Source organism: Inquilinus limosus DSM 16000 (assembly GCF_000423185.1).
In the GTDB taxonomy this organism is placed as follows: domain Bacteria; phylum Pseudomonadota; class Alphaproteobacteria; order DSM-16000; family Inquilinaceae; genus Inquilinus; species Inquilinus limosus.
In genome coordinates this window covers 51,910-69,035 of record NZ_AUHM01000013.1, presented here as the reverse complement: position 1 = coordinate 69,035, position 17,126 = coordinate 51,910, and the positions used below count along the sequence as shown (strand labels likewise).

17 protein-coding genes are annotated in these 17,126 nt (G+C 69.6%); 10 read left to right on the top strand and 7 right to left on the bottom strand.

The window, feature by feature from the left end:
* The first annotated feature begins 10 nt into the window (after window positions 1-10).
* The 5 genes from G537_RS45595 (at window position 11) to G537_RS37865 (ending at window position 6,037) form a co-directional block, all read left to right on the top strand.
* Window positions 11-1,528 carry an amino acid ABC transporter permease/ATP-binding protein gene (locus tag G537_RS45595; RefSeq protein ID WP_026870597.1) on the top strand — a complete coding sequence of 506 codons (1,518 nt, stop codon included), beginning with the start codon at window positions 11-13 and terminating at the stop codon, window positions 1,526-1,528.
* A 27-nt stretch (window positions 1,529-1,555) separates the two neighbouring features.
* On the top strand, window positions 1,556-2,680 hold the full coding sequence (locus tag G537_RS0113655; protein ID WP_026870596.1) for an NAD(P)/FAD-dependent oxidoreductase: 1,125 nt from the start codon (window positions 1,556-1,558) through the stop codon (window positions 2,678-2,680).
* A gap of 272 nt (window positions 2,681-2,952) precedes the next feature.
* Complete coding sequence (locus G537_RS0113650) at window positions 2,953-4,026, top strand: M4 family metallopeptidase (RefSeq protein WP_026870595.1); 1,074 nt, start codon at window positions 2,953-2,955, stop codon at window positions 4,024-4,026.
* Between the two features lie 43 nt (window positions 4,027-4,069).
* A complete protein-coding gene (locus G537_RS37870; RefSeq protein ID WP_051248390.1) occupies window positions 4,070-4,396 on the top strand; it encodes a protealysin inhibitor emfourin in 327 nt (108 codons plus the stop codon).
* A gap of 153 nt (window positions 4,397-4,549) precedes the next feature.
* The gene (locus G537_RS37865; RefSeq protein WP_051248389.1) at window positions 4,550-6,037 is read left to right on the top strand and encodes a calcium-binding protein; all 1,488 of its coding nucleotides are present in this window, start codon (window positions 4,550-4,552) and stop codon (window positions 6,035-6,037) included.
* Between the two features lie 16 nt (window positions 6,038-6,053).
* Here the strand turns inward: G537_RS37865 and G537_RS37860 are convergent, their stop codons facing one another.
* Window positions 6,054-7,379, bottom strand: a complete 1,326-nt coding sequence (locus G537_RS37860; protein WP_081688795.1) for a D-amino acid dehydrogenase — start codon at window positions 7,377-7,379, stop codon at window positions 6,054-6,056.
* Window positions 7,376-8,536: an alanine racemase gene (alr, locus tag G537_RS37855; RefSeq protein WP_051248420.1), complete on the bottom strand. Its 1,161-nt coding sequence runs from the start codon at window positions 8,534-8,536 to the stop codon at window positions 7,376-7,378. The genes G537_RS37860 and alr overlap by 4 nt, the downstream gene beginning before the upstream one ends.
* A 138-nt stretch (window positions 8,537-8,674) precedes the next feature.
* Between alr and G537_RS0113625 the strand changes: the two genes are divergently transcribed.
* Window positions 8,675-9,133, top strand: a complete 459-nt coding sequence (locus tag G537_RS0113625) for an Lrp/AsnC family transcriptional regulator (RefSeq protein ID WP_026870594.1) — start codon at window positions 8,675-8,677, stop codon at window positions 9,131-9,133.
* Here G537_RS0113625 and G537_RS0113620 read toward each other — a convergent pair.
* Genes G537_RS0113620 through G537_RS0113610 form a run of 3 tightly spaced genes read right to left on the bottom strand, consistent with a single transcriptional unit; the run spans window position 9,130 to window position 11,809 of the window.
* Window positions 9,130-9,363: a hypothetical protein gene (locus tag G537_RS0113620; protein WP_026870593.1), complete on the bottom strand. Its 234-nt coding sequence runs from the start codon at window positions 9,361-9,363 to the stop codon at window positions 9,130-9,132. The genes G537_RS0113625 and G537_RS0113620 overlap by 4 nt on opposite strands.
* A 44-nt stretch (window positions 9,364-9,407) precedes the next feature.
* Window positions 9,408-10,949 carry an ABC transporter substrate-binding protein gene (locus tag G537_RS37850; protein WP_034851656.1) on the bottom strand — a complete coding sequence of 514 codons (1,542 nt, stop codon included), beginning with the start codon at window positions 10,947-10,949 and terminating at the stop codon, window positions 9,408-9,410.
* Window positions 10,950-10,954: 5 nt separating this feature from the next.
* Complete coding sequence (locus G537_RS0113610) at window positions 10,955-11,809, bottom strand: hydrolase (RefSeq protein WP_026870592.1); 855 nt, start codon at window positions 11,807-11,809, stop codon at window positions 10,955-10,957.
* Window positions 11,810-12,016: 207 nt separating this feature from the next.
* On the opposite strand from G537_RS0113610, the gene G537_RS37845 reads away from it, so the two are divergent.
* The 3 genes from G537_RS37845 (at window position 12,017) to G537_RS0113595 (ending at window position 14,758) form a co-directional block, all read left to right on the top strand.
* A complete protein-coding gene (locus G537_RS37845) occupies window positions 12,017-13,819 on the top strand; it encodes an MFS transporter (RefSeq protein ID WP_064742131.1) in 1,803 nt (600 codons plus the stop codon).
* 315 nt (window positions 13,820-14,134) lie between these two features.
* On the top strand, window positions 14,135-14,431 hold the full coding sequence (locus tag G537_RS0113600; RefSeq protein WP_026870591.1) for a hypothetical protein: 297 nt from the start codon (window positions 14,135-14,137) through the stop codon (window positions 14,429-14,431).
* A 72-nt stretch (window positions 14,432-14,503) separates the two neighbouring features.
* Window positions 14,504-14,758: a hypothetical protein gene (locus G537_RS0113595; RefSeq protein WP_026870590.1), complete on the top strand. Its 255-nt coding sequence runs from the start codon at window positions 14,504-14,506 to the stop codon at window positions 14,756-14,758.
* An 11-nt stretch (window positions 14,759-14,769) separates the two neighbouring features.
* Here G537_RS0113595 and G537_RS0113590 read toward each other — a convergent pair whose 3' ends face one another.
* Entirely contained in the window at window positions 14,770-14,958 is a 189-nt protein-coding gene (locus tag G537_RS0113590) for a DUF3008 family protein (protein ID WP_026870589.1), read from the bottom strand.
* A 129-nt stretch (window positions 14,959-15,087) separates the two neighbouring features.
* On the opposite strand from G537_RS0113590, the gene G537_RS37840 reads away from it, so the two are divergent.
* Window positions 15,088-15,639: a DUF4142 domain-containing protein gene (locus tag G537_RS37840; protein WP_051248388.1), complete on the top strand. Its 552-nt coding sequence runs from the start codon at window positions 15,088-15,090 to the stop codon at window positions 15,637-15,639.
* 38 nt (window positions 15,640-15,677) lie between these two features.
* Here G537_RS37840 and G537_RS0113580 read toward each other — a convergent pair whose 3' ends face one another.
* Window positions 15,678-16,772 (bottom strand): helix-turn-helix domain-containing protein, encoded by a 1,095-nt coding sequence (locus G537_RS0113580; RefSeq protein ID WP_026870588.1) that lies wholly within the window; start codon window positions 16,770-16,772, stop codon window positions 15,678-15,680.
* Window positions 16,773-17,126: the final 354 nt, after the last annotated feature.

Genomic DNA, 17,126 nt, shown 5'->3' with positions numbered 1-17,126 from the left:
TTGGCTCCGCATGGATTGGATCGAGAACCTGCGTCGCAGCTTCCTCGACTGGGACGCGATGGGCGAAGTGCTGCCCACCATGATCGCCGTCGGGCTGAAGAACACGCTGATCCTGGCCTTCGCCTCGACGGTGCTCGGCGTCGTCATCGGCATGGCGCTCGCCATCATGGGCATCTCGCGGTCGCCCTGGCTGCGCATCCCGGCGCGGATCTACACCGACATCTTCCGCGGGCTTCCGGCCATCGTCACGATCCTGCTGATCGGGCAGGGGCTGGCCCGGGCGGGGCGGGAGCTGTTCGGGCCGTCGCCCTATCCGCTCGGCATCCTGGCCCTCGGGCTGATCGCCGGCGCCTATATCGGCGAGATCTTCCGCTCCGGCATCCAGAGCGTCGACCGCGGCCAGATGGACGCCTGCCGGGCGCTGAGCATGAGCTATGGCCAGGCGATGCGGCTGATCATCGTGCCGCAGGGCATCCGGCGGGTGCTTCCCGCCCTCGTCAACCAGTTCATCGGCAATGTGAAGGACTCCAGCCTCGTCTACTTCCTGGGCCTGCTGGCGTCCGAGCGTGAGATCTTCCGCATCGGCCAGGACCAGGCGGTGGTCACCGGCAACCTGTCGCCGCTGCTGCTCGCCGGCGTCTTCTACCTGCTGGTCACCGTGCCCCTGACCCATCTCGTCAACTGGATCGACACCCGGCTGCGGGTCGGCCGAAGCACGACCGGCGCCGGGGCCAGCGGTCTGGTCGAGGTCGGCGAGCTCGAAGGGGCAACCGTCGGGAGCGGTGAGACGGAGGCCCGCTTCAGCGGCGGCAGCCTGGCCGTGCGCGACCTCAGCATGGCCTATGGCGACCATGAGGTGCTGAAGAACGTCAGCCTCACTGTGAAGCCCGGCTCCGTCACCTGCATCATCGGCCCCTCCGGCTCCGGCAAGTCGACCCTGCTGCGGTGCCTGAACCGGCTGGTGGAGTTCAGGGGCGGGGACGTCCTGCTCGACGGTGAAAGCATCCGCGGCATGAAGCCGGAGAAGCTGCGCCGCCGGATCGGCATGGTGTTCCAGCAGTTCAACCTGTTCCCGGACCACACGGCGCTGGAGAACGTGGCGCTGTCGCTGACCCGGATCAAGCGCATGCCGAGGACCGCCGCGGACCGGATCGCCAGGGCGCGCCTGGCCGAGGTCGGGCTCGCCGGCCGGCAGCATCACCGTCCGTCCCGCCTGTCGGGCGGCCAGCAGCAGCGGGTCGCGATCGCCCGGGCGCTGGCGATGGAGCCCGAGGTCATCCTGTTCGACGAGGTCACCAGCGCCCTCGATCCGGAGCTGGTGAAGGGCGTCCTCACTTTGATGGCCGATCTCGGCCGCCGCGGCATGACCATGGTGGTCGTCACCCACGAGATGGGCTTCGCCCGGCGCGTGGCCGACCAGGTCGTCTTCATGGATGAAGGCCGGGTGGTCGAAGCCGGCCCGCCCGACGCGGTCTTCGACCGGCCGCAAAGCGACCGCCTCAAGCGCTTCCTGGCGGAAGTCCTCTGAACTCCCTCAAGCCATCTCGAAAGAACCATGATCAAGGACCAGGTCTCGAAAGCCGTCGTCATCGGCGCCGGCATCTTCGGCGTCTCCACCGCCGTCCATCTCGCCCGGCGCGGCGTGCAGACCGTGCTGGTGAACGACGGTCCGGTGGCGAACGGCGCCTCCGGCCGCTCGCTCTCCTGGCTCAACTCCTCCCGCTGGCGTTCGGAGGCCTATCACCGGCTGCGCATGGCCGGCATCGATCGCTACCGCACCCTGGCCCATCGCTATCCCGATGCGGGCTGGCTGCGGTTCGACGGGGGGCTGACCTGGGACGCCGACGACGACGGCAACCAGATCGAGGCCGCCTATCGCCACGAGGTGTCGCTCGCCTACGACGCCCGGCATCTCACGGCCGCGCAGGTGCCCGCGGTGACGCCCGGCGTCGCCGTTGCCGCGATCACGCCGCAGGGCGCGATCTTCAACCCGGGCGAGGGGTGGGTCGACCTTCCCAGCCTGATCCGCGTCCTGGCGGACGAGTTCGAGGAACGAGGCGGCAAGCTGGTCACCGATGCCGGACCGGCGCGCGTGGTCATCGAGGGCGGCCGTGCCGTGGGAGCGGCGACGGCGAAAGGGGAGGAGGTCAGGGCCGACGCCGTGCTGGTCGCCACCGGCCCGTCGGTGCCGAAGATGGTCGCCGAGGCCGGGCAGAGGATCGACGACGCCACGCCGGTCTCGCTCCTGGTCACGACCAAACCGGTCGATGCGCGGCTGAAGGCCGTGCTGAACACGCCGCGCGTGGCGATCCGACCCGCGCCAGGCGGCGCCTTCGCGCTCGACTCGGCGTGGTCGGAGGAGGAGGTGGAGATCCGCCCGGACGGCAGCTACGGGGTGAAGAGGGAGACCCTGGACGGTCTCCTGGCCGAAGCCTCGAAGGTCCTCGAAGGCTATCCGAAGCTCGAACTCGCCGGCTTCGGGGTGGGCCGCAAGCCGATCCCCGGCGATGGCGAGCCGGTCTTCGGCGAGCTGCAGGCGATCCCGGGCTATTTCGTGGCCTTCAGCCACAGCGGCGCGACGCTCGGGCTGATCGCCGGCGAGCTTCTGGCCTTCGAGATCGCCACCGGCGAGCGGCACCCGATGCTCGCCACCTTCCGGCCGGAACGCTTCCAGGCCTGAAGGCAGAGGAGGTTTGGTCGGCTAAGGCCGTCGTCGGCACGGTTCCGCTTGATTTAATGTTCCTGTTTTGTTCTGATTCAGGGATGATCAATGCCGCCACCAGCGCTCCCGCAAGGGGAGGGGGCCTGCACGCGAATGTGCGTTGCCCGCCGCGCCCGGGAACGACCAGCGGACGCGCCGATACCGGACCGGGATCGCTCCACATCCGCGCGGACGGGAACGAACATTCGCATCGTGGTTTCTATCGGTGACCGGCTGGGAAGGAAATCCGCATGTGCACCCGACACCACCGCCATTCGATCTTCTGCATCCTGCCGCCCTATCTGCTGCGCGCCGTGCTCGCCAACGGCACCAGGGCCCAGAAGGCCGCCGCCGGCCGGGCGCTCGGCATCGACACCACCTTCCGGTCGATGCGGCAGCGGCTGGCCGTCACCCAGACCGTGACCGAACGCCGGCGGCGCAGGCTGGCCCTGCCGACGCCGCGGCAGGGCAGCATCTACACCGCCGGGAACACCGAAGCCCTGCCCGGCACGCTGGTGCGCGCCGAAGGGCAGGGGCCTTCGGGCGATGTCGCGGTGGACGAGGCCTATGACGGTCTTGGCCACACCTTCGACTTCTTCTTCGAGACCTATCGCCGCAACTCGATCAACGATGATGGCATGGCGCTGGAGGCCACGGTCCATTACGGCGAGGACTACAGCAACGCCTTCTGGAACGGCCAGCGCATGGTGTTCGGCGATGGCGACGGCGACCTGTTCAACCGCTTCACCGCCTCGCTCGACGTCATCGGCCACGAGCTCGGCCACGGCGTCACCGAGGACGAGGCCGGCCTCGTCTACATGCAGCAGCCGGGGGCGCTGAACGAATCCCTCTCCGACGTCTGGGGATCGCTGGTCAAGCAATGGGTGCGGCAGCAGACCGCGGAGGAGGCGGACTGGATTGTCGGCGAGGGCCTGTTCACCGACAAGGTCCAGGGCGTCGGCCTGCGGTCGATGAAGGAACCGGGCACCGCCTATGACGACCCGGTGCTCGGGAAGGACCCGCAGCCCGGCCATATGCGGGACTATGTCGACACGATCCAGGACAATGGCGGTGTCCACATCAATTCCGGCATCCCGAACCGGGCCTTCTATCTCGCCGCCACCGGCATCGGCGGCCACGCCTGGGAACGGGCGGGCCGGATCTGGTACGATGCCCTGCGCGACCCGCGGGTGACCGAGACCACCAAATTCGCCGATTTCGCCGCGGTGACGGTGGATCTGGCGGGGCGGCTGCCCGGTGCGAAGAAGGCCGAGGTCAAGGCCGTGACCGAGGCCTGGAAGCAGGTCGGCGTCCCGACCGGCTGACATCCGGGCCCGGCGGCGGCCGGCGCCCGGGCAGGAGCGGACGATGCGGATCACCTTCGCGATGTCGAGCACGGGCATCTTCTATTCGCCGGGGCTGGCACAGCCGGTGGTGCTGGACCTCTCGGCGCTGCCGCCGGCCGAGGCGGCCCGGATCGAGGCGCTGGTCCGCGATGCGCATGTCCTCGACCGCCCGGCGGCACCGGAGGGGGCGCCGGTGCCCGATGCCCGCCGCTTCACCGTGACGATCGACGAGGACGGCCGCAGCCGCACGCTCGAGCTGGCGGAGCCGATCGCCGACCCGGCGCTGAAGGCCCTGATCCGCTGCCTGCAGGACCAGGTCCGGGCGCTGCGGGCGAAGAAGCGGCCATAGCCCTCCTCTCCGTAAGTGCAGTTGACGCGAGATGTCCGGCGCCGGCTCGCCTGCGCGATATATCCCGAATTAAGCCATAGTTTTACGCGTAACTATCATTCTCGACCGAGGATTCCGCGACTTATTTCTCAATCCATTCCAAAGGATAGGACAATGGCCATCATTCCGGGAACTGCGGGCGACGACAATCTCTACGGCACATCCGCCAGCGATCAGATTACCGGCGCCGGGGGCGACGACACGATCTCTGACGGTGATTCGTCGGCCGGCGCGGCAGACACCATCAGCGGCGGCGACGGCGATGATTACATCTACACCTATGCCGGTGCCGACACCATCAACGGCGGCGCCGGACAAGACGTCCTCAATTTCTATTATTATAACAGCACGACGGCGTTCACCGTCACGACCAACACGACGCCGGGAGGGACCACGACCACCTCCACCGGCGTGCAGTTCACCAATTTCGAGAGGCTGTCCTTCTATCTCGGCTCCGGCGACGACGTCGTGACCGGTGGGAATGGGGACGATTCCTTCTCCGGCAATGCCGGAAGCGACACCTTCAACGGCGGCAGCGGCCGGGACAACGGCTATGGCGGCCTGGGCAACGACCTGATGACCGGGGGCAGCGGCGGCGACTACCTGACCGGCGACGAGGGGAACGACACGCTTCACGGCAACAGCGGCGGCGATTCCCTCTATGGCGGCGCCGGCATCGACTCCCTCTTCGGCGGCGAGGGCTATGACTATATGGACGGCGGCGCCGGCGGCGATCTACTCGACGGCGGTGCCGGCACTGATTCCTTGAACTACTATTCCTCCACCGCCGCGGTGGTGGTGAACCTGGCGTCGGGGACCGCGAGCGGCGGCGACGCGCAGGGCGACTCCTTCTCGAACTTCGAGAATGTCTACGGCAGCCGGCACAACGATACGCTGACCGGAAACGCCGGCAGCAATTCTCTCACTGGCGGCTCCGGCAACGACACCCAGTCGGGGGACGCCGGAAACGACTATCTTTCCGGGGATGACGGCAACGATGTGCTGCGCGGTGGCGCCGACGCGGACACCCTCTACGGCGGCAACGGCAACGACACCGCCAGCTATTACACCAGCTCGGTCGGGGTTGTGGTCAGCCTGGAGACCGGGGCCGGCAGCGGCGGCGACGCCCAGAGCGATTACCTGAACGGGATCGAGAACCTCTCCGGCAGCCAGGGCAATGACAACCTTGTCGGGAACAGCGCCGCCAACACGCTGCAGGGCTGGAACGGCAACGACGTCCTTACCGGGGCGGGCGGCAGAGACACGCTCACGGGCGGTCTCGGGGCCGATCGCTTCGTCTACGGCAGCACGGCACAGAGCCCGGTCGGCGCCGGGGCGGATCTGATCACCGATTTCAGCCACGCCCAGGGCGACAAAATCGATCTCTCGGCGATCGACGCCAACACGACCGTCGCCGGCGACCAGGCCTTCACCTTCATCGGCAGCGGCGCCTATACCGGGGTCGCGGGGCAGCTGCGCTACGCCCAGACCAGCGTCGGCACCACCATCGTGGCCGGCGACCTCAATGGCAATGGGACCTCGGACTTCCACATCGTGCTGTCCGGGCACATCACGCTGGTCGCCGGCGACTTCGTGCTCTGACCGTGCGGCCGGCGGTTCAGCCTGCCTGCGGAACCGGCGCGCCGGCCGGGCGGCCCTTGCCGGCGCGGATGCCGGTCAGGTCGGCCCAGCGGTAGCGATCCATCGCCAGCCCTTCCAGGTCGATCTCGGCGCGGCGGCCGGAGATGATATCCGACATCACCCGGCCGGAGCCGCAGGCCATGGTCCAGCCCAGCGTGCCGTGGCCGGTGTTGAGGAACAGGTTGCCGTAGGGCGTGCGGCCGACCACCGGCGTGCCGTCCGGCGTGTTCGGCCGCATCCCGGTCCAGAAGCTGGCGCGGGCCACGTCGCCCCCGTTCGGGAACAGGTCGGTGACCGAATGCTCCAGCGTCCGCCGCCGGGCGTCCCACAGCCTGCTGTCGTAGCCCGCCAGTTCGGCCGTGCCGCCGACGCGGATGCGGTCGCCCAGCCGGGTGATGGCGATCTTGTAGGTCTCGTCCATCACGGTCGAGACCGGGGCGCCCTCGGCCTCGGTGATCGGGATGGTCAGCGAATAGCCCTTCACCGGATAGACCGGGATCTGGATCCCCAGCGGCTTCAGCAGCACGGGCGACCAGCTGCCCAGCGCCAGCACATAGCCGTCGGCGCGCAGGGTCTCGCCGCCCTCCAGCGCCACGCCGCCGATCCGGTCGCCCTCGGCCACGAGGCCGGCGATCCGGGCGCCCCAGCGGAAGGTCACGCCCAGGCCGGCCGCCAGCGTCGCCAGGTTGTTGGTGAACTTGAAGCAGTCGCCGGTCTCGTCTCCCGGCAGGCGCAGCCCGCCCGCGATCTTCTCGCGCACCGTGGCCAGCGCCGGCTCGGCGGCGGCGCAGCCGGCCGGGTCCAGCACCTCGTAGGGCACCCCGGCCTCCTGCAGCACGGCGATGTCCTTGGCCGCGGCGTCGACCTGCTTCTGGGTCCGGAACAGCTGCAGCGTGCCCTGGGCCCGGTCGTCATAGGCGATACCGGTGTCCGCGCGCAGCTGACGCAGGCAGTCGCGGCTGTATTCGGCCAGGCGGACCATCCGCTCCTTGTTCACCGCATAGCGGGTGGCGGTGCAGTTGCGCAGCATCTGCGCCAGCCACAGCCACTGCCGGGTGTCGAGCCGCGGGCGCAGCACGAAGGGGCTGTGCTCCATCAGCATCCACTTGATTGCCTTCAGCGGCACGCCCGGCGCCGCCCAGGGGGCGGAATAGCCGGGCGACACCTGGCCGGCATTGGCGAAGCTGGTCTCGTTCGCCGGCCCGGCCTGGCGGTCGACCACGGTCACCTCATGGCCGGCGCGGGCGAGGTAATAGGCGGTGGTCACGCCGATGACGCCGGCGCCGAGGACGATGACCTTCACGACGGGACTCCTTCGAGGACCAGGGTGTTGGGCTGGGGGGCGGCCGGCAGGGCGTCGCGGTACTCGCGGCGGTAGCGGCGGCCGAGGCGGGTCAGGATCTCGTAGCCGATCGTGCCGGCATCGGCGGCGACCTCGTCGACGCTGCGGCGCGGGCCGATCAGGTCGACCACGGCGCCGGGGCGCAGCGCGCCCTCCGGCAGGGCCGAGATATCGATGCCGAGCGAGTCCATCGACACGGCACCCACGATCGGCAGGGCGGTGTCGCCGAGATGCGCGGTCCCGGCATTGCTCAGGCTGCGCGGGAAGCCGTCGGCATAGCCGGCCGCGACGGTGGCGATGCGGCGCGGGCCGTCGGCGCGGAAGGTCAGGCCGTAGCCGACTCCGTCGCCGGCTTCGATGTCGCGGATCTGCACCACCCGGGCCCGCAGCCGCACCACCGGGCGCAGCGGGTTCGGCGCGCCGGCGACCGGGGCCAGCCCGTACAGCGCGGCGCCGGGCCGGGCGAGATCGTAATGATAGTCGGGGCCGAGGAAGATGCCCGAGGAATTGGCCAGCGCCGCCGGGGCTTTCGGCAGGCGGCGGCGGGCGACGTCGAAGCGCAGGCGCTGCGTGCCGTTGGCGGGATGGTCCTGCCGCTCGGCGCAGGCCAGATGGCTCATCACCAGGCGCAGCTCGATGCCGTCCAGCCGCTGCGGCTCGGCCGCGATCCGGTCCAGCTCGGCCGGCGACAGCCCCATGCGCGACATGGCGGTGTCGAGCTGCAGCACCGCCGGCAGCGCCCGCCCGCGGCGGCGCGCCAGGGCGGTCCAGCCCTCGACCTGCTCCAGGCTGTTCAGCACCGGGATCAGGTTGTGGGCGAGGGCGGTCTCCTCGCAGCCGGGCATCGGCCCGTGCAGCACGAAGACCTCCGCCGCCTCCGGCACATGCGGCCGCAGGGCGACGCCCTCCTCGAGATGGGCGACGAAGAAGTGCCGGCAGCCTTCGGCGGCCAGCGCCGGGGCCACCCGGTCGGCGCCCAGCCCGTAGGCGTCGGCCTTGACCACCCCGGCGCAGATCGTTCTGCCCAGGCGGCGGCGCAGCGCACGATAATTCTCTCGGATCGCGCCGAGATCGACGGTCAGCGTGGCGCCGGAGGCGTCGGGGAGGGTGGTTGTCATCAGGCCGGACCGCAAGGGATCGCAACGGCTTCAGAATAAGGCGGCGGGCCTTCGGCGATCCTTGATTTCCGTTGATCCTTCTGCGGTCCGGTGCTCTGGTGTCCGCAGGAAATTCACCGGTTTTCGCAGAAACCACGCATGACGACGCTCGACGCCATCGACCGCAAGATCATCCAGGCGCTGCGCGCCGACGGGCGCATCAGCAACGCCGACCTGGCCGAGGCCGTCGGGCTGTCGCCGTCGGCCTGCCTGCGCCGGCGCCAGCTGCTGGAGCATGCCGGAATCATCCGCGGCTACACCGCGCTGATCGACGAGCCGGACGTGGCCAACCCGACCATCGCCATCGTCCAGATCACGCTGGAGCGCCAGACCGAGGAGTATCTCGCCCGTTTCGAGGCCGCGGTGCGGAAATGCCCGGAGGTCGACCAGTGCTATCTGATGACCGGGACCTCGGACTATCTGCTGCGCGTCGTCGCCCGCGACACCGCCGATTACGAGCGCATCCACAAGGAGCAGCTGTCGCGCATGCCCGGCGTGCTGCGCATCCAGTCCGCCTTCGCCCTGCGCAGCGTGATCCGGGGGAATGCCGGGACCTAAAGCCGCCCTCGCTGCTCCAGGAAGGCCCGGCCGGACGCGGTCAGCCGCACCACCGGGCCGTCACCGGCGCTGCGCTCCCGGCTGACCAGGCCGCGGTCGTTCGCCTCCTCCCACACCGGCAGGCGAGGGCAGGAGGTGCGCCAGGCGTCCATCACCTCGGCGTAAGGCCGGTCCTTCTCGGCGATCCATTCCAGCAGGTCGAGCAGCAGGGAATCGACGGTGTCGCTCATCGCAGCCTCCGCTGACCGGACGCCGCAGCCTAGCACATCGGAGACTATTGCTCCTTCCACACGCCCCACAGGCGGGCGGTGCCCGGCGCCCAGTCGGCATAGCCACGGACTTTCGGCCCGACCGCCGTCACCTGCACCGGGTTGAACAGGCCGATCACCGGCACCTGCTCGGCCATGCGGGCGTGCAGCCGGTCGAAGATCGCCTGCCGCGCCGCCTTGTCCTCCACCGTCTTGGCCTCCGCCAGCCAGGCGATCGCTTCAGGGTCCTCCCACTGGCTGGTAGGATCCTCGTCCTTGCTGCCGATGATCGAGTCGAAGGCCAGCGCCGGGTCCGGCCGGCCGGAATAGGTGAAGACCGAGGCCTGGAACTTGCCCTCGCGGTAGTTCTGCAGCTGCGTCGCCCAGTCCAGCGTCTCGATCTGCGCGTCGAGGCCGGCGCCGGCGAGCAGCCCCTGGATCATCAGCGCCGCTTCGTGCTGGCCGGTCGGGCGGTTGTTGGTCTGGATCCGGATCGAGGCGCCGGCGCGGCCCGCCTCCTGCAGCAGCTTCGTCGCTTCGGCCGGGTCGTAGGCCGGCCAGACGGCATCGGCGTCGCGGTGATAGGCGCTGGCGGTGGCGATGGCGGAGGGGTTCGGCGTCGCTAGGCCGAAGCTGGCGGCCTCGGCCACCTGCTTGCCGTCGATCGCCCGGGCCAGCGCCTGGCGCACCCGGGCGTCGGACAGCAGCGGGTCGCGGGTCTGCAGCAGCAGCACCGCCCAGGACAGGGTCGGCGTCACCGTGACCTGGGCGCCGGCCGCCTTCATCGTCTCGATCTCGGTCGCGCCGACATCGGGGACGATGTCGACCTGGCCGGAGAGGAGGGCGGCGTTCATCACCGAGCGGTCGGGAATGACGACAAAACGCAGCTTCTCGGCCAGCGCCTGCTTGCCCCCGGCCAAGCCGTCGCGCTCACCCGGCACGGGCTTGTAGCCGTCGAACCGCGTCAGCTCGACATGGCGGTTCTTCTGCCAGTCGGCGAAGACATAGGGCCCGGTGCCGACCGGCTTGATCCAGGCGCCGTCCGGGCCGAGCGAGGACGGGCTCAGCACCACGGCCCCGCACTGGATCGTCGCCATGTTGACCAGGAACAGGGCGCTGCGCCGGTCGAGCCGGAAGACGACGGTGCGCGGGTCCGGCGTCTCCACCGCCAGCACCTTCGGACCGCTGCGGCCGTCGAAGCGCTCCAGGCACTGCCACTGCGTCGCCGGGTCGAGATAGCGCTTCCAGCTCCACGCCACCTCGGCCGAGGTCAGCGGCCGGCCGTCGTGGAAGGTGACGCCGTCGCGCAGGCGGAAGGTGTAGGCGGTGCCGTCGGGCGAGACCTCGATGGCCTCGGCCAGCATCGGCACTGGGGTCTGGTCCTCGCGCAGCGCGACCAGCCCTTCCGTCACATGGCTCAGCACGACGTCGGAATTGAAATCGCGCTGCACCCCGGGATTGCTGCTGCGGATGTCGGCGTTCAGCGCGATCGACAGCAGCGGCGTCGGCTCCGCCGCGGCGGCAGGGGCGGCGGCGAGGAGCAGGGCGGCGATGGCGAGGAGCCTCATGGCCGTCACGCCGCCTCGGCCCGGAGCTTCGCCAGGGTATCGGCGAAGAAGTCTTTGACCGGCTCCAGCACCCGGGTGCCTTCATGGCCGACGCCGGGGACGATGTCGTGGCGCACCGCGATGCCGTGGCGCTCGAAGCTGGTGCGCAGCGACAGCATCCGCTCCTGCCGGTTGCCGCCGGCCAGGTCGGCCCCTTCCATCCACCCCGGATCGGTCGGTTTGGTGACGATCTCCCAGGTCTCGGTGTCGTCGCCGCCGATCACCATCTGCACCGCCACCCGGCGCATCGCCGCGAGGTCGATCGGCCGGCCGAAGCGCATCTCGAAGTCGCGCAGGCCCACCCACCAGTCGTGATCCCAGTCCAGCAGCGTGACCGAGCCCGGCGCGCCGATCGACACGCCCAGCACCCGCTCGGGGTGGACATAGAGGAAGCGGTGGACGAAATGGCCGCCGCCGGAGAAGCCGAACATCAGGAAGCGGTCGGCCCGGACCCGGTACTTCGCCGCGACCTCGTCGACCATGGCCAGCAGCAGCAGGTCGAAACGCATGTCGTGGAAGGCCAGGCGCTTGTAGTTCGAGAGCTCGCCCGGCTTGATCAGCCCGGCCGGGAACAGCGGCGCCAGCAGGATGCAGTCGTTCGCCTCGGCGAAATCCATGAAGCCGTCGCGATAGGCGGTGGCGGTGCGGCCGGTGCCGTGCATCAGCACGGCGAGGCTGTAGGTCTTGTCGCCGTCCTCCTCATAGTCCTTCGGCACGTAGAGGCAGTAGGAGACGCGCTGGTCCGTCTGCAGCGCGAAGAACGGCGTCTGGCCGAAATCGTAATAGGACAGCTTCACGCCATGGCCCGGACGGTCGCGCATTGTTCTGCCTCCCCTGCGCCGGCTCGACCGGCCGGCCCGGGCATCTTAGGACGGCCCGCGGGCGCCGCAAGGCCAAATGTATTTTGATCTTCTAAAAATCGAGAACGCGGTCCGGCCAGGAGCACTCCGCGGCCGTTGCGAGCCTTTGCGCAAATCCGGCCGGCATGCCTAGACTTGCCGAGACCTCGGCCAGCGGGGCGGAGCCAGATGCAGCAGGCGGTCGGCGCCAAGGACGATCTGCGGGTGGAGCGGGGCGGGGAGCCCGCGCCCTACCGGCTGCTCCAGCCTTTCGTCGAAGCGCTGGCCCATCCGGTCTTCCGCCTGGTCTGGTTCACCGGCCTGTTCGCCAATCTCGGCGACTGGGCGCAGTCGGTCGCCGCCGCCTGGGTGCTGACGGTGACCCAGGCCGGCCCGCTGCTGATCGCCCTGATCCAGGTGGCGACGGCGGTGCCGCTGGTGCTGCTGTCGCTGCCGACGGGGGCGCTCGCCGACGTCCACGACCGGCGCAAGATGATCCTGGCGGGGGAGGGGTGCTGCGTCCTGGGCGGCCTCGGCCTCACCCTGCTCGGCGTCCTCGACCTGCTGGAGCCGATCGGGCTGATCGGGCTGACCTTCCTGATCGCCATCGGCTATGCGCTGGAGGGGCCGGCCTGGCAGGCGGCGGTCGGCGACATGGTGCCGAAGCCGGCGGTGGCCAGCGCCGTGCTGCTGAACTCGATCAACTACAACGTCGCCCGCGCCCTGGGGCCGGCGATCGGCGGCCTGCTGCTGGCCTGGCTCGGCGCCTCCTGGGTGTTCCTGATCGCCACCGCCAGCTTCGCCGGGCTGATGGCGGCCGTCTGGTCGTGGAAATGGCGGCCGGCGCGCTCCGCCCTGCCGCCGGAGACGCTGCGCGAGGCGGTGACCGCGGGGCTCCGCTTCGCCCGGCATTCGCTGGTGACCCGGCGGGTGGCGACGCGGTCCTTCATCTTCGGCTTCTGCGCCAGCTCGGTCTGGGCGCTGCTGCCGCTCCTGGCGCTGGAGCAGCTGGGCGAGGACGCGGTCGGCTACGGCATCCTGCTCGGCGCGCTCGGCATTGGCGCGGTCTGCGGCGGCTTCGTCGTCCAGCCGGCGCGGGACAAGCTGGGCACCAGCCGGCTGATCTCGGCTTCCGCATTCGTCTTCGCTGCGGTTCTGGTGGTGCTCGGCACCGTGCACATCACCGCCGTGCTGGTGCCGGTGCTGTTCCTCGGCGGCGTCGCCTGGATCGCCGTGGTGTCGACCTACAACACCGCGGTGCAACTGCTGGTGCCGGACTGGGTCAAGGCCCGCGCGATGGCGATCTACCAGATGGCGCTGTATGGCGGGCTGGCGCTCGGCTCGGTCGCCTGGGGTGCGGTGGCGGAAAGCCTCGGCGTCGCCGCCACGCTGGCGGCCAGCGGCGCCGCCCTGCTGGCCGGCGTGCTGTGGGCGCTGCGGCTGAAGATCCCGGACATCGCGCTGGTCGACCTGCGCGCCGCGCCGGCTCGCAAGCTGGAGCTGCCGGCGCTGCCGATCGACCCGCGCCGCGATACGGTGATGGTGGTGGTCGAGTACCGCGTCGGGCCGGAGCAGGAGCGCGACTTCGTCCGCGCCGCCGCCCGGCTGCGCGAGGTGCGGCTGCGCAACGGGGCCAGCCGCTGGTCGCTGTTCCGCGACGCCGCCGACCGGCTGAAATGGAGCGAGGTCTATTTCGTCGACAGCTGGTACCAGCATCTGCGGCTCTTGGCCCGGCTGACCGCGGCCGACCGCGAGCTGATCGACCGGGTCGGCCGGCTGCATCAGGGGCCGGCGCCGCCTTCGGTCCGTCATGCCATCAGCTGGCGCCGCCGCGGTCGCCGGATGCCGGCCGCCAAACCCGTCGACGGCCCGGCCAGGCCGGCAGGCGAGACGATCCCGCTGCCAGCCGGCCCGGGAATGGGCCCGCCGGCGGGACTGCAGCCCGTCGGTCCGGAGCCGGGGCGCCCGACCTCCGCGTCCGGCCGTCCATAGCCCGTCGGGCAGCGGTGGACCCACTGTCGCGAGGACTTTCCGACAGCACCGCTTCCTCTGGCGGAAGAGGAAGAAGAAGTCTCTCTTCGCCTCGCTTCGTATTTCTGTCGGATGCCCGTCGATAATCGCGGCGATCGATGTTGATTGAAATGAACTGCAGCCGACCAAAGGCATTCGAGCTTTCGAATTTCATTCGATAACGGATGGCCATCTACGGGCGGCGGCGATATTCTGGGCAGACCGTGCTCTGGACTGGATTTCAATGATGGCCGTCGGACCGATGGCAAGAACAATGAACGACGCGGCACGCCGGGTATGAAACCTCCGATCGATCCCTTCGCCGCGCTGGAGTTCGAAAGCGCCGCCCATCTGACGCTGACGCTGCTCGGCCAGGTGCGGGACGGCCGGATGACCCCGATCGAGTTCGCGATCTGGCTGCGGCAGCTGATGATGCACAAGCATGACCCGCTCTCCGACAACGAGAAGAGCGCCATGGCCTGCACCCTGGCGGTGGCGCTGCTGAGCGAGGAGGGGCTCGACCTCGCCCCGTCGGAGCTGATGGAGATCCTGGACAATTCCGATCAGGCGAACGCGGTCGGGCGGCTGGTCTAGCGGAACTCCGGCCGCATGGCGCCGTTGTTCAGACACGATGGGTCCGCCATCCGTCAGCAACGGAGTCCGGTGATGATCAGATCAGCCGTGCTAGCCTTCGCTGCGGGAACCGCCCTGATCGCTTCGCCCGGTTTCATCCTGTGGCCCACCGCTGAGGACAGGCCCGCCCAGGCCGATGGACCGGCCGCGCCGCCCCTCGTCGACGCGCCGATGGCGGCCGATCTGAGGATCGATGCCGATCTCGGCAGCGACCCGGATCGCGGCAGCGCCGCCGCGGCGCTCGGCTTGGCCGCCGGCGCCGCCGCCGCGACGATGCGATATCAGTAGGGCGCCGCCCGTCAGCTCTTGTCGGCGTGCTCGGGCTTGCCCTTGCGCTTGGTCGAAGCCATGTCGTCGAGCTGCTTCTCGCTCATCGACTTGTACATCGACTTCGCCGGGCCTTTCAGGTCACTGACCTTCTGCTCGCCGCGCTTGGCGGCCAGGGCCGCGCCGGCCGCCTTCTGCTGCGCCTTCGATTTCGCCGGCATGATCTGCCTCCACGGTTGTGGCTGCCTGCAACGGGAACGGACCGCCGCGCCGGCCGGTTCCGCTCGGAACGCCTGACGCCGTCCTCCTGTTGCAATCGTACTTTCCCGTCCCAGACAGGGAGATTTGCCATGAGGGCCGTCCTTGCGTTCTCCGCGGCGGCGATCGCATGTTCGCTCGCGCTCGGGGGCTGCAGTCGCGACAGCGAGCCGGCGCAGATGCTCGCGTCGCTGGCGCCGACGCCGCAGATCGATCCGGCCAATTACGTGCAGACCGCCGGGATGAGCGACCTGTTCGAGGTCGAGGCCGGCAAGGTCGCGACCCGGCGGGCCCGCAGCAGCGAGGTCCGCGACTTCGCCCGGATGATGGTGCGGGCCCACACCGAATCCACCGGCAAGATCCGCAACGCCGTCGCCGCATCGAACCTGTCGATCCGGCTGCCGACCGAGCTCGATCCCCAGCATCAGGAGAAGCTGGCCGCCCTGAGCTCGGCGTCGCGCGCCGATTTCGACCGCCTGTACATGGAAGGGCAGGTCGAGGGCCACGAGGAGGCGCTGAAGCTGCAGCAGAGCTATGGCGACTCCGGCGGCGACCCCAATCTGAAGGCGGTGGCGATGGAGCTGACGCCGATCGTCCAGCGCCATCTCGACGAGGCGCGGACCATCCTGTCCGGCTTGCGCTGAGCGCAGAGGGCCTGCCGCAGCGGCGCGGCAGGCCCGGGCTAATGGATCAGCCGCTCGATCACCGCGGCCACGCTGCCGGTCTCGACCGGCTTGCGGATGACCGGCGCGTGGAACCGCTCGACCTCGGGGTCGCTGTAGCCGGTGACGAAGGAGAAGGGGATGCTGCGCCGCTGCAGGGTCCGCACCACCGGGAAGACCCGCTGGCCCCGGTCGAGCCGCACATCCAGGACGGCGGCGTCGAGATCGTCGGCCTCGGCCAGCCGCAGGCCCCTCTCGAGAGAGTCGGCCGGGCCGATGACCTCGAAGCCGAGCGAGCGGATGATGGCCTGAAGATGCAGGGCCAGGAACTGGTCGTCTTCGACGACCAGGATGCGCTTGGTCGTGCGTGCGGGCTTGGGGGCAGCGCCACGCCGGGCCGGCAGGTGGATGTCCCGGGACAGCGGTTCGGCCGCCTTGTCGGGCCTGCCTGTCCAGGCCATCGGCCGTGGCCATTTCGCGATCGCCTCCAGCCCCGGGCCGTCGAGGATCTGCAGCCATTCGTTCTTCAGGCGGATCAGGCCGGCGCGCTGCAGCTTCATCACCATCCGGTTGGTGTGGACCGGGGAGATCCCCAGGGCGTCGGCCAGATCCTGCTGGGTCAGCGGCAGCCGCAGGCCGCGGTCGCTGACGAGATCCCTGGCCGCGGCCCGCTCGAACAGCCCCAGCAGCATCGAGGCGAGCCGCTCGTCGGCGTCGAGGCATCCGAACGACAGCAGGGTCTCGTGCGCCTGGGCATTCTCCAGCGCCAGGATGACGCAGAACTGGCGAAGGCCGGCATCCGACTGGTCGATCAGATCCGCGACTGGGGCCGTCGCGACCCGCGTGTCGGTCAGGGCGACGGCCGGGGCGGGCGCCGATCCGGAGAATTGCGACGAGACGCCGACCAGATCGCCGGGCATCAGGAAACGGAGGATGTGCCGCCGGCCATCGGTCAGCGTGCGGAACTGGGCCAGCCAGCCGGACCTGACGAGATGAAGGCAATCACGCTCGCCCCAGTCCGTCCGGTCGCCCTTCGCCAGGCGGCGCTGCTCGGCGCCGGCGAAGCGGCCCTTGATCTCCGGGTCGAGAAGATCGAGTTGCGGGCGCGCGGACATGCGCTCGTCCTGCCGCCGGCCCGACCGCAGGTCCAAAGGCCGCAACGAACCGGGCCGATCAGGGGATGCGGCCACTCGGAATGGCATCGTGCAGCTCCGCTCTGATCTGTCGTCGTCCATTTTAAAACGTGCTCAAGCCACGCAAGTTCCCCGCCGTCTGTGGTTCCCGGAGATCGTCGGCGAGCAGCGGATTCCGAAATGGACAGATCGATCGAGGAAAATAATCAAATGATATTTCTGGATCGAGTTCATCGGCAGCTCGTGGGAAAGGACGGGCCGACTTTCTGCGGACGTCACCTCGCTTCAATGTTGAGGGTTCCGTAACAGGCGGCTAGAGTTCAGGTTCTGCGGCCG

Excerpts from the sequence above, each read along its gene's own strand:
- G537_RS45595 (WP_026870597.1), top strand. The coding sequence starts at position 11 with ATGGATTGGATCGAGAACCTGCGTCGCAGCTTCCTCGACTGGGACGCG.
- G537_RS0113655 (WP_026870596.1), top strand. The coding sequence starts at position 1,556 with ATGATCAAGGACCAGGTCTCGAAAGCCGTCGTCATCGGCGCCGGCATC.
- G537_RS0113650 (WP_026870595.1), top strand. The coding sequence starts at position 2,953 with ATGTGCACCCGACACCACCGCCATTCGATCTTCTGCATCCTGCCGCCC.
- G537_RS37870 (WP_051248390.1), top strand. The coding sequence starts at position 4,070 with ATGCGGATCACCTTCGCGATGTCGAGCACGGGCATCTTCTATTCGCCG.
- G537_RS37865 (WP_051248389.1), top strand. The coding sequence starts at position 4,550 with ATGGCCATCATTCCGGGAACTGCGGGCGACGACAATCTCTACGGCACA.
- alr (WP_051248420.1), bottom strand. The coding sequence starts at position 8,536 with ATGACAACCACCCTCCCCGACGCCTCCGGCGCCACGCTGACCGTCGAT.
- G537_RS0113625 (WP_026870594.1), top strand. The coding sequence starts at position 8,675 with ATGACGACGCTCGACGCCATCGACCGCAAGATCATCCAGGCGCTGCGC.
- G537_RS0113620 (WP_026870593.1), bottom strand. The coding sequence starts at position 9,363 with ATGAGCGACACCGTCGATTCCCTGCTGCTCGACCTGCTGGAATGGATC.
- G537_RS37850 (WP_034851656.1), bottom strand. The coding sequence starts at position 10,949 with ATGAGGCTCCTCGCCATCGCCGCCCTGCTCCTCGCCGCCGCCCCTGCC.
- G537_RS0113610 (WP_026870592.1), bottom strand. The coding sequence starts at position 11,809 with ATGCGCGACCGTCCGGGCCATGGCGTGAAGCTGTCCTATTACGATTTC.
- G537_RS37845 (WP_064742131.1), top strand. The coding sequence starts at position 12,017 with ATGCAGCAGGCGGTCGGCGCCAAGGACGATCTGCGGGTGGAGCGGGGC.
- G537_RS0113600 (WP_026870591.1), top strand. The coding sequence starts at position 14,135 with ATGAAACCTCCGATCGATCCCTTCGCCGCGCTGGAGTTCGAAAGCGCC.
- G537_RS0113595 (WP_026870590.1), top strand. The coding sequence starts at position 14,504 with ATGATCAGATCAGCCGTGCTAGCCTTCGCTGCGGGAACCGCCCTGATC.
- G537_RS0113590 (WP_026870589.1), bottom strand. The coding sequence starts at position 14,958 with ATGCCGGCGAAATCGAAGGCGCAGCAGAAGGCGGCCGGCGCGGCCCTG.
- G537_RS37840 (WP_051248388.1), top strand. The coding sequence starts at position 15,088 with ATGAGGGCCGTCCTTGCGTTCTCCGCGGCGGCGATCGCATGTTCGCTC.
- G537_RS0113580 (WP_026870588.1), bottom strand. The coding sequence starts at position 16,772 with ATGTCCGCGCGCCCGCAACTCGATCTTCTCGACCCGGAGATCAAGGGC.